This window comes from Parabacteroides sp. AF27-14 (assembly GCF_003635425.1).
GTDB classification, from domain to species: Bacteria; Bacteroidota; Bacteroidia; order Bacteroidales; family Tannerellaceae; genus Parabacteroides; species Parabacteroides distasonis.
Map to the genome: position 1 here is coordinate 588 of NZ_QTLZ01000043.1, position 11,674 is coordinate 12,261.

General features: G+C 46.4%; 7 protein-coding genes and 1 pseudogene. 2 read left to right on the forward strand and 6 right to left on the reverse strand.

What is annotated here, in order from left to right; all coding sequences use genetic code 11:
• Positions 1–235: 235 nt before the first annotated feature.
• Entirely contained in the window at positions 236–1,354 is a 1,119-nt protein-coding gene (locus DWY79_RS21860) for a DUF4852 domain-containing protein (protein ID WP_048928195.1), read from the forward strand.
• A gap of 76 nt (positions 1,355–1,430) precedes the next feature.
• On the opposite strand, the gene thiL is transcribed toward DWY79_RS21860, so the two are convergent.
• From thiL to DWY79_RS21890, 6 genes are read right to left on the reverse strand one after another with little or no spacing between them, the layout of a single operon-like run.
• Positions 1,431–2,459, reverse strand: a complete 1,029-nt coding sequence (gene thiL, locus DWY79_RS21865; RefSeq protein ID WP_005858417.1) for a thiamine-phosphate kinase — start codon at positions 2,457–2,459, stop codon at positions 1,431–1,433.
• 7 nt (positions 2,460–2,466) lie between these two features.
• Positions 2,467–3,576 carry a tetraacyldisaccharide 4'-kinase gene (lpxK, locus tag DWY79_RS21870; RefSeq protein ID WP_122370454.1) on the reverse strand — a complete coding sequence of 370 codons (1,110 nt, stop codon included), beginning with the start codon at positions 3,574–3,576 and terminating at the stop codon, positions 2,467–2,469.
• A gap of 10 nt (positions 3,577–3,586) precedes the next feature.
• The gene (sppA, locus tag DWY79_RS21875; protein ID WP_081033127.1) at positions 3,587–5,335 is read right to left on the reverse strand and encodes a signal peptide peptidase SppA; all 1,749 of its coding nucleotides are present in this window, start codon (positions 5,333–5,335) and stop codon (positions 3,587–3,589) included.
• Positions 5,336–5,365: 30 nt separating this feature from the next.
• Positions 5,366–6,316 (reverse strand): DUF4922 domain-containing protein, encoded by a 951-nt coding sequence (locus DWY79_RS21880; RefSeq protein ID WP_122370456.1) that lies wholly within the window; start codon positions 6,314–6,316, stop codon positions 5,366–5,368.
• A complete protein-coding gene (locus tag DWY79_RS21885; RefSeq protein ID WP_122370458.1) occupies positions 6,313–7,773 on the reverse strand; it encodes a glycosyltransferase family A protein in 1,461 nt (486 codons plus the stop codon). Before DWY79_RS21885 ends, DWY79_RS21880 begins: the two co-directional genes overlap by 4 nt.
• Entirely contained in the window at positions 7,770–10,706 is a 2,937-nt protein-coding gene (locus DWY79_RS21890) for a xanthan lyase (protein ID WP_122370460.1), read from the reverse strand. Before DWY79_RS21890 ends, DWY79_RS21885 begins: the two co-directional genes overlap by 4 nt.
• A 119-nt stretch (positions 10,707–10,825) precedes the next feature.
• Between DWY79_RS21890 and DWY79_RS23445 the strand changes: the two are divergent.
• Positions 10,826–10,936 (forward strand): annotated as a pseudogene (locus DWY79_RS23445) (integrase); the annotation flags it as partial.
• Between the last annotated feature and the right edge of the window lie 738 nt (positions 10,937–11,674).

Genomic DNA, 11,674 nt, shown 5'->3' on the forward strand with positions numbered 1-11,674 from the left:
ACCAACTGAGCTATGGCACCATCATGTCGTTTTGTATATCGTTGTTTCGATTACGGGTGCAAAGATACGGACTTTTTTGATATATGCAATAGGTGGCGGTGGATTTTTTGAAAATATTTGAGGGTAGAGGTGAAATTAGCTGCTATAAGCAGGGTAAATAGGGGGAGCGTGTAGATAAATATGGATTTTTACTTATTTTTGGAAGCGGGTAGAGAATGATTAATAAGCTATAGATATGAAGAAAGTAATTTGGAGTATTGTTTTAAGTTGGGTATGTTTGGCATTTGCTGCTGCTGGGATAGGAACTCGTGATGCGGTGTCTGCCTGTGATGGGAAAGTGTATAAAAAAGGGGATAAGATTATGTTTGGTGTCCCTAAGGTTTCCGGATATTTGTTTGTTAGGACGTTTACAAAGGATGGGAAGATTTCTACGATGCCGAAAGAGAATCTGGCTAGTCAAGAGGCGGTGATCGTTGATATTCCAGATTACGATAAGAAACTCTTTGAGGGTATGGGCGTTTATTCTGAGGAAGAAACGCATCCTCTTGTCGTGGTAGAGCTGGATGGACGGCGTCTTTGTATAAATATTAATGATGCGCTTAGTCAAGGGAATATTGTTTCGGAATATTTTAAAAGCGAAGTTGAGGGTGTGGTCGATTTAACGTCCGATCTCTTATTTGTTTATGCGCTTAAATTAAATAATGTGACAGTTGATGACGATGTGATAGTAAGGTATATGGCTCATTGTGACAAGAATCTGGTAGAGAAAAATCAAGCGGATCCATTTACTATGGCGGATCTTAAGAAAGAATATGCCGCTAAATTGGAAAAGGCGTTAGGGGACGTTGATTTTAGTAAGGTGTTTCGTATTGAGAGTCAGTCGGAGATGTTACAATATGATATGGATAAGCAGATCTTTCCATTAAAAGGGTTGTGGTGCCCACAAATTAAGACAGACCAGCCGGATGCGTTGGCTAAGATTGGCTTTTGTAAATGGGATGATTGTGCCTTTCGATTTGTGAATATACCAGAGTTCATGAATGTCCCTTGTGAGACGGCTCGTGCGAAAGGGTTTTATGATATGAGGAAAGTCGGAAAAGTGCCTACTTATAATAAGCCGCTGGCTACTTCTTATACTTATATCCGTTTCTTGGATAAGAAGGTACAGCTTCCCGAGAAAAAGAATAAGGTCTATCATAACGGTGATATAAAGAGTATGTCTTTGGCTGATTTGTATGGGAAAATGGCTATAGAGGCGCAAATTATAAAGATGGATGTTTATCACTTACCTTTCTTGAAGATAAGTGATTTTGAACTCTTCTATAATTATTTAGGATCCATTGAAGTGAAATAATAGGAAAACGGTCCGTCCCCCAATAAAAATGAGACGGACCGCTTTGCATTCGTGAATTCAGAGCGGATATTTCTTTTTAGTTTAGTGAGTTCCAACCTTGCGCCTTAAGCTCGACTTCACCTCCGTCACGACCGACAAGATAATTGCCTAACTCCGGCTTTGTTATATGACCGATCACCTTAATACCTTTCATTTCCGACACCTTATCATGATCTGCTAAAGGAACAGTGAATAAGAGTTCATAATCCTCACCTCCATTCAATGCCGCGGTTATCAGATTCATGTTAAACTGCTCTGCCATGGCTGCGGTTTGGTAATCGATAGGAATACGATCTTCGTAAACTCGGCAACCTACATTACTTTCTTTAGATATATGAAGCAACTCCGAAGAGAGGCCGTCGGAGATATCCATCATGGAGGTAGGAACGATTCCTGCTTGGTCAAGAACCTCGACAATGTCTTTGCGGGCTTCCGGTTTTAATTGGCGTTCCAACAAATATTCTTTACCAGAGAAATCGGGCGTGAAATCTTTCTCCCCATTAAATATGCTTTTCTCCCGTTCCAGTAATTGGAGACCCATGTAGGCGGCCCCTAAATCGCCGGACACGCAAATAAGATCGGTCTCCTTGGCTCCGTTTCGATAGACAACTTTACCTTTCTCTCCCTCGCCTAGGCAAGTGATGCTGATCGCTAACCCTGTGCGTGAGGCGGAAGTGTCGCCACCAACGAGATCTACGTCATAGATATCACAAGCGAGTTTAATGCCCTCGTAGAATTCTTCGAGATCTTCTACACAGAAACGTTTGGAAATACCCAATGATACCGTAATCTGTTTCGGGCGGCCGTTCATGGCGTAAATATCGGAGAAGTTTACGACTGCGGATTTATAGCCGAGATGTTTCAACGGCACATACATCAAATCGAAATGAATACCTTCCAGCAAAAGGTCTGTCGTAACCAATACTTGCTTGTCTGTGTAATCTAGTACGGCTGCGTCGTCACCAACACCTTTCAACGTACTCGGATTTTTAAGTTCTATTTTATCGGTGAGATGACGGATTAACCCGAACTCTCCCAAAGTCGATATTTCTGTTCTATTGCTCATAAGATTGTTAACGTAATATAGGATGATTCTTTATTCTTGTATCAATATGTTTAACTATTAATTCTTGAAATTGTTTTTCCCGGTCCATACAGAAACCCACCGTAATAGGCAAACAATATAAATGAGAAAACCATTCCATGGGAAGCGAAGGAAGGTCACGGAGTCGGGCGGCATCTTTCTCCGTGATGATTATCAATTTACTTGTAGAAGTCAACCGCTTGAAGGCCGTTTGTATTTTCTGGATGTCATGCCGATCGAAGGCGTGATGATCCGGAAAGATCAATGAGGTGACATGCTCCGTATATTTATGGATCTCTTTTTCGAGAGGTGCCGGGGATGCGATACCGGATACCAATAAAACCTCTGTAGTAGAGGCCAGCCCTTTTAATGTGCGTCTGGGGGCTTTACCGGAAAAGACGGGTTCCAGCTCCCCGTAAAGAATACGGCTGAAATAGAGCTCTTGATAAGCTGAGAGATGTATATCCTCCTCTATGATCCGGAAGTCTATAGGTTGTATATATGACTCACATTTCGTGACAATGATCACGTCCGCACGTCGAGCGCCATCCATAGGTTCCCTTAAACGGCCTGCGGGTAAGAGCTTATCTTGCGTATAAAGACGGTGGCAATCGGTTAAAAGGATGTTCAGCGTGGGGGCGACGTATCGATGTTGAAAGGCATCGTCCAGCACGATCACTTCCGGGCGCTTATTCTCTGGCAGAGCCAATAGATTGCGGATACCCCTGCGGCGATCAGCGTCTACGGCAACGAGAATATCCGGAAACTTACGTTTCATTTGGTACGGCTCGTCACCGATATCCTTGCTGGTACTTCGCTGATCGGCCAACAAGAAACCGGAGGTTTTCCGTTTATAGCCACGGCTGAGTACAGCTACCCGGTATCGGTCTTTTATCAAACGGATGATGTATTCCGTATGAGGGGTTTTTCCGGTCCCCCCGACAGTCAGGTTCCCCACGCAAATAATAGGCAGATCATACCGCTCTGTCCGAAGGATTTTCCAGTCGAACAGCTGATTCCTGAATCTCACCCCGATTCCATAAAGGAAAGAGAATGGAGTGAGGAGTTTATTGAACTTAATCGTATGATCTGTCAGCATGGTCCAGTTATTATAACGGTTTCATATCGTAAGGCATACGAGCTTGGATTCCGCAATTCGTCTTGATATTATTCAACGTCTTGAAGTACTCGAACTCATTACCCAATACATTTTTGACGATAGAGAGTTTCACCTCTCCGAGCTGGCTTTCCAAGAACTCGTCCAAGAAATTTTTGGAACCGCTGACGGTAGTTACGCTATACTGATCCAGATCAGCCAACCCCGCCGCTGTGCTTATAGCTAATTCAATACCGCCCAGCTCATCGACCAAACCTCTTTCTTTCGCTTGCTCACCCGTCCATACCCGTCCTTGTCCGATAGCGTTGACCGCTTCGGTAGTCATACCTCTACCTTCGGCGCAGCGGGAAAGGAAGGTTTGGTAGCCTCTTTCCACGTATCCCTGTATCAGTGCCTTCTCGCTCTCGGTCATGGGACGGGAGAGGTCTCCTAAGTCCGAGAACGTGTTCGTCTTTACGATGTCCGTGGTCAACGCTAGTTTCCCGAATAATCCGGAGGCGTTCGGGAACATGCCGAAGATGCCGATGGAGCCGGTCAACGTATTCGGTTCGGCGATGATCTTATTAGCGGCGCATGAGATATAGTAGCCTCCCGAGGCAGCTACGTTGCCCATGGAAACGACCACAGGTTTCACCTTTTTCAACTCGATAACTTGACGCCATATCTGCTCGGATATATAAGCGCTACCTCCCGGGGAATTCACACGGAATACCACGGCTTTCACGTCATCATTGTTTTTTAGCTTGATAAGCTCATCGGCCATTTTCTCCGTGATACTTTGTTCGATATCGTAAAAGCTGCCGGGTGCTTGCGCCTTAATCTCGCCTTCGGCGTAAAGTACGGCTATCTCCGGGGCGTTTTTGGTGGGTGAGGCCTTGAGGGTTTTCATTTGAGCTAAGTTGGCCGATCTCAGTTTCTCTCCATTTTGTCCGGCTAGCTCTTTGACGTATGCTTCTACCTCCGGCTTATACTTCAATTCGTCTATAAAGCCACATTCTACCGTTTTCACAGGGTCCGCGAAGAAAAGCCCCTCATTGGCGTAATGGTTGATATCGTTCACGCTGATGCCGCGTGATTCGGCGATGCCTTCGGCTATATTATCCCAGATGGTGGAGATATACGATTGGATTTGCTCCCGGTTCGCCTCGCTCAGCTTATCCAGCATAAAAGGCTCCACGGCACCTTTGTAGGTACCTACCTTAAAAATCTGCATCTCGATACCTACCTTATCCATCAGTCCTTTGTAGAATAGGGTTTGCGAGGCGAGTCCCGTCAATTCAAGGATGCCTTGCGGATTCAAGAATACCTTATCGGCTACGGAACAAAGGAAGTAATTCCCTTGCGTGAAATTATCGGCGTAAGCTACCACGAACTTGCCGCTTTCCTTGAAATCTATTAACGATCGGCGGATTGCTTCCAAACTAGCGCTACCCGAGGAGAGAAGCCCCGATTCGATATAAATCCCCGCGATCTTGTCATTCTGTTTCGCTATCCGGATCGTCTCGAGCAGGTCCTTCAGTGACAGCATGTTTTCCTTGTCGCCCATCAAGGCGGAGAATGGATTCTCCGCCGGGTTATCCGCTAGCGTCCCGTCTAGCTTGATCTTGAATACCGTATTGCTTTTGGGGGTGTAATCAGGTGTGCTACCTACGGTGGCGATATATCCTATAGTCATGGATATCAATACCGTCAGGATTATTCCCATTGCCAACATAACGCCTAGCGTTGAGGCAAACATCATTTTAAAGAATTGTTTCATATCTATTGAAAACTAATTAGATGACAAATGTACGAAAATTTCCTCTACGTCCCGGTCGCTGAGGCATACTTGTTGGTAAACATCTCGCAGAAGCTCCGGGTTGATCTTTTTGAAATCCTTTTCTAAAGGGGTGATGAAAAGACCTCCGATATCGGCAGCTCCCGGGCTGGACAGGAGATGGTCGTTCCCCTCAGCCTCGTATTGCCATGGGCGGTGGCGTTTACGAGGGATTACCGTGATTACCCAATTATTATCGTAATAGGAGCCGAAGATATTCATCATCGGCTCGGGCTCACCGGGAAGTATCGGCAAAGCGGCGTAGATCTTTTTGAAGAGCCGGGTGGCGGCTTCTTCGGTGGCGGCTTGGATGACGAGGCCGGGGCGGAGGTTGCCGGTGAGTGGGTATATACGGTTGTCGTATACACTCGTATACGATTGTCGTATAAATTGGGTTACCTCTTCATCCAGCGGCATGATGCCTCGTGTCACTGCTTGGAAGTGGGCATGATCCGGTGCCGAGGCTCCGCTACGGGGTCCATTGTAGAAGACGGTGAAGGGAGCGAGTCTCCTTGTCAGTTCCAAGAAGTCATTCCATTGCGGCAATATCAGTTGCGGAGTATGTTTCCGGGTAGGGATCGTAAAATGCTGGGGGAAGATCGGGTAGGGGTTACACAATACCAGATGGCGAAAGCCGAAAGGCAGTCGCTCCTGTTCCACCGGCAGGTTCTCGGGACATAGGAAGCACTTGCGTTCTTTTAGGGATCGGGCATCTACCTTGGCCCCGGTGGAAACAATACGGGCGGGATTGAATTGCGCACGTATCGAGAACCCTCCCATATCGAAGGATTTTACTTGCACGGCCTCCAGTGCCTTATAGTTCTTCTCGGCCAATGGCCATGTCACGAGTTGCTTGGACAGTAATTCGGTCGCTTGCGATGAGCTGACCCAGTTGTTTGGTTTCATTGTCTTTCCATGTTTAAGCGGGCCTCGAGTTCCCAAGTCCTGATTTTATCCTTATATATATTATGGTTGTTCATTTTTACGACATCCAATGAGGCGTCGGAGTTATCTTCCCAACGGCGGCAAAGGTACAGCACGTCGTAGATCCGCCCGATCGGGTATTCACGGCTGATGCGCAGGCCGAGGGCGTAATCTTCTCCGTAACTGGTGTTCGGGAGGTTTAGTTTCCGTAGCAAGGGTGTATAAAAGGCTCGGGGTGCTCCAAGCCCGTTGATGCGGAGGGCGTTATTGCGGCCGTTCTCGGGAGTCCATTCTTTATGGTCGATAATTCCGGGCGGGATGGTTCGCATATCGAAATCGGTCATTCGGTAGGTTCCGACCACCATGGCGCATCGCTGCTCGTAGAAGGCTTCCACGATCTTACGCAGGGTATGCTCGTCACTGTATACATCATCGCTATCCAATTGGATGGCGAACTTGCCGCAAGCCGAATGGTGTATTCCTATATTCCAGCAACCCCCGATGCCGAGGTCGTCACGCTCCGGCTGGATATGGATAATACGAGGGTCCGTGGCGGCGATCGTTTGGATTCGCTCGGAGGTGCCATCCGTAGAATGATTATCGATAATGATTAGGTTGAAAGGGAAGGACGCCTCTTGTCGCAGTACGGAACGGATAGCGTCCTCGATCGTCCGTACACGGTTACGTACAGGGATAATAACGGAGGCTTCCGTTTGAAATGTCTGCTCGTCAAAACGGACTGGCTTGAAATGAGGGGGCAAGTAGCCGCCTATCATCTTTAGGTGATCTGTACAGGCGGCTTCCATCTCGATCTGTACAAAGCGGTTCTTGGGATCTACATAGTCGAACATCTTCTCTCCGGATTTCCGTAAATCATTCTCTACTTCTGTATATAGATATTCGTTGATATGCGTCAGCGGAGCGTTTTGGGAGACTTTTAAGCGCAAGTCGTAGAGTCCGGCGAATGTATATTCCGTATCCATGGAGGCTATGGCGTTTTGTAGCGTGGAAGAACGATAAAGTAGGAGGGAGCCGAAATTGAAATCATCCCTAAGACTTCCTTTCTGGTAATCGATCACCGGATGGGGGTTGAGTTTGCCCTCCTTCTGCTCGTAATAATCGGAGTAAACCATACCGGATCTCGTATCGTCGGCGATGGCGACAAAACGCTCTAGGGCATACATGCCTAATTGAAGCTCTTCAGTCTTCGTATAAATTAACGTATAATGGGCACTGGCATAGCCGGCTATTTCCCGGAGGGTCTTCGTGCTCCATATATTCTCCGTGCGGATTAAATTGCAGGGATAAATAGCCTTGGCGTGGGGATCGTCCGTGATTAGATAGATCTGACTCACTAAGGACGACTCGGCCAATTGCGCTACCGTTTGTCGTGTAGCCTCTATTTTTCCATAAGGGATAAAGCAATTGATTCGTTTCATTGTATATACTGTATTTTATTTTGTTGTTGAATGGAGAAAAAGCGTAAGATGGACTCCATGAGTCGATTTCGTTCCGACGGTGTTTGAAGCGCCTCGAATGGGAAACCGAGCGAACAAGTCCGGTATTTTCCTTCATAAACGATTCCCGCCCCGATATTGTTCTCCGGATATCTCAAGATGGTATGGGCGAGCTTATCCGCCGGAAGTACACCGTCTACCGACTCGATCGAGTAGCAAATAGGGTTCGGACGTGTCCGGAACGTGTATCTGCCGTTTATATATCCGTAAGGGGATGCGCAACTGTTTACGATTCCCTCCTTGCTGGCATTACGGCTAGCCAACTTCCCTTTTAGTACCTCCTCGACGAACGTACGGTCTTGTGCGTTGCCCCAGCTGTCGGAGAAAAGATTCGTCCCGCTTACAAGCAAGTTGCCGCCTTGGGCAAGGTAGCTGCGAAGCGTATCCTGTAAAACGGGAGTGATAACCGGTTGGCGCTGTTTTCCTAAAATCAAGTCAATAATCGGATACGTATCCGGCTTTACGACTCCCTCGGCCAAAGATTTATGGCTACATGAAACAAAGGAATAACCGGTCCCGGCCATGGCCTGCCCATGTATGAAAGGATAATCGAAGGTATTGCCCGCTATGACTTGCCCTGCGTAATTGTTGTAACTATCCCCATGCCCGTTATTATCATTGCTGTTCCATGTGGCGGAACGGCGGAATTCGAATTGATCCCCGATAAATGCGATATCATTCAGATAAGGCACTCCCCGGTCGACGGCATAAAGAAAGCCGGCTAAACTATCCGCCGCACTCTCGAAACTGGCTGGACCGCTGATCCTGTCGAATCCATTGACGATTAATACCGTCTTATCCTTTTCACCTTTAGGAGACCGGTAAACACTTACGATCTCGGAAGGGAAACTGATGCCTCCCTTATTTACGGCAGCTACCTTATAACTATGGATAATACCCGTCTCAATTGGAAGAATGATTTCTTCTCCTTTTACGAGCGTCCCGTTATCGAATCCACCGCTGTCTTTTCGACTATAAAGGATATAGGCGGTTGGTGAGGCACTCTCCTCAAGAGTATCCTGTACGGCTTTCCAGCCGATTCTCACTTTATTCGTTTCTACGAGCTCCGTATACAGACGATCGGGTGGGAGCGGTTGTACGATAGGCTCCTGTTTATTCTGGAAACAGATATAACGGAGCATCCCTTTATAGATCGCCCTACAGATAAGGAAACGGAAGCGTGGGTCTAACCCGTAACGCATATCGGCGAAGTTTTGATGGGATAGTAATTCTAATAGCATCGTTGGGACATCGGGAATACGTGCCTCTATATAAGATTGATTCCACATGCCACGGCGGCTCCATTGAGGATTGTAAACCTTGCGGACATCGGACAGGATCTGTGTTTGGATCATGTCGGTTAGGTCTCTGGCGATCTCCCGGCTTTTCCGGTTGGTGTAGATTCCGTCGTTGCTTTTAGACATATAGATGCCGAGTGTCCCTATAATTGAGTCATCCGGGGTGGTTCCTGCGTCGGAATGGAATGCGAAGGCCATGTCGATAGGGATATGGGCTTGTTCTTTTAAATAATTAACCCATCGGGGACGTGCGTAAATGTCGTCTTGATAATCATTGTGGAAAGCGCTTTTCGAATAGATACTATCTGGCATTCCCGCCCATTGTAGCCAATATCGGGCCGCCTCGGTAAACCGTGGATACCCACTTGTCTCTGCTTCTATCGGATAGGGACTTTCTAGCGGGCTACGTGCGATGTTCCCCATGCCGCCACCGATCTTGATCGCATCTGCCGTGATAATCTTTCCCGATTTATTGCTTTGATTCGTTAATACGATTCTCTCATGGGCTTGTTCATGTGCCGTGAATTTGAAGTTTCCAAGATAGATCCAAGTCCCACCCCCCATCGTTTGATTGACGGCGATTGTGGTTTCCCCTCCGGCATGATGGATGGTATACAGTGCCTGCTCTGTGCTGTTCGGAAAAGATTGATAGGAGGCATAGACCGCGTAATTCCCCGATTCCGGAATTTCGGGAATCCACTCGATGAGACTTTCTTTTCCTTTCCTCTGTGTGACCGTCTGCCGATAGGTACCTTGCGTAAAAGGGTTCTCCCCATTCGTATAAGTAGCTTGAATATGCCCAAATCCGGCTTTCTCCCCATCCGACCAAGCTTTCTCTCCATCCAATTCCTTATACTCGGATCCCGGAGTAGAGCGATCATTGTCGATAATGATTTCGTGTATTTGAGTGTCCCTTTCCCGGGGGATAAGAATAGTCGCTCCTGCGTTTTCAAGCATCGGGGTCAGATAAGGAAGAACAAAACTCTGCGTAAATAAGTCCTCCACGGTGCCGAACATGCGAGCCCGTTGCCATTCCCAGCGATGGGCGGTCTGGGCGTAATATAAACCATGGCTTTGCCAAAGGGCGATATGACGGTTTTGTAATCCGTTTTTTATCTCATGAGGGCTGGATAGGCTACGGGTTAGCGGGTATTTGCTCTCTTTAATGGAGTATAGCCTCTTTTTGTTGGGACGTCCTTTTCTGTCGTATTCGGGAATCAGGCTCTCAATGTCTGTACCTCGGGTCAAGATGACGATCTTGGAGGCATTGGGGAATAGGGGAGCTATACTTGCGTAAAGCTCAGAAACGTTATATTCCTGAAAAGGGATGTCCTCCAAAGCTTCATTGGCGAAAAGCGTGACTTTCTTCTTCTGTATGAGGATGGAGTCAATCTTAATGGTGCGTGAAGACACATATTGCCTTGCGAAAGAGTTTAGCTTTTGATCCAATTGCTTTTTTAAGCTTTCACTATCCTGCCCTTCTGCCGGAAAGCTCCAGAGAAAAATGGATAGTAAGGATATGATGATCCTAACAGGATAGGAGAGTTTTTCTCGCATATTTTTATAAATATTATTGGCTGTCTTATTTCTACAAATTTACGGAAAATCTCCGTAATAACCTTATAAAAAGCCCAGATTGGCGCAATTAAAATTGAATATGAAGAAGGTAGGGGCAAATTGTGGATATTGGGAGAAGTCAAATCTATGTGAACGGCAGCAAGGAGAAGAACGGATTTGTCCCTATCATGGGACGGGTAGCGATTAACGGGACGATGGTGCGGTTCAGTTCAGTTGCGAGCGAACTATTCGTGTTCATGGTCAAGACGCCTATCTGGGGAATGATTATCCCTTCTTGAAGTGTCGGGTTTGCGATAGTATCTCAATGGGAAACGGTGGTAAAGTCAATGGGATAGAGGTGTTATCTCAATGACTTTACGGCCGTGTCCCATAGGCTTTTTTTGTATCCCGGATAAGTTGGTAGGGGATGGTTCAGGGCGCAAAGGGCGCATCTTTGCGAGGTTTGTAAAACTTTTATATTATAAAAAAATTAGCGTCTTACTTATTATATAGATGGAGTAATATATTTTTTTTGTAAAATGTTTTTGCGAACACGTAAAGATGCGCCCTAATGCGCCCTGTGATTTTTTTGGAAGATTTTCTTGATGTCTTAAAGTATAGATAGACAGTTGTTTATGTAATACTGTTCTCTTAGCCCTTTTTTAGTCTTTGGGGCGATATAATCGGCCTAAACTCACATTTACGTGGCCCAAAAGCACGTGTACAGAGCGATTTTCTCGTGATTCCATGAGCAGAAAGCCGTTTTTCCCGTGTGATTTCCTCTCGTCGCTAGGACCCTGTTTATCGTTTTTATACGTGTAAAAGCACTCGTGAGAGCCCTGTTTTCGGTACACGCGGTGACTCGTAAGTTAAAAAAGAGGATCACGTATTATTTAATGTACGCAATCCCCCTCGTGAAAAAAAGCCTAAAAAATAATGCCCGATAAATTTGGACCGTATGTTTTATA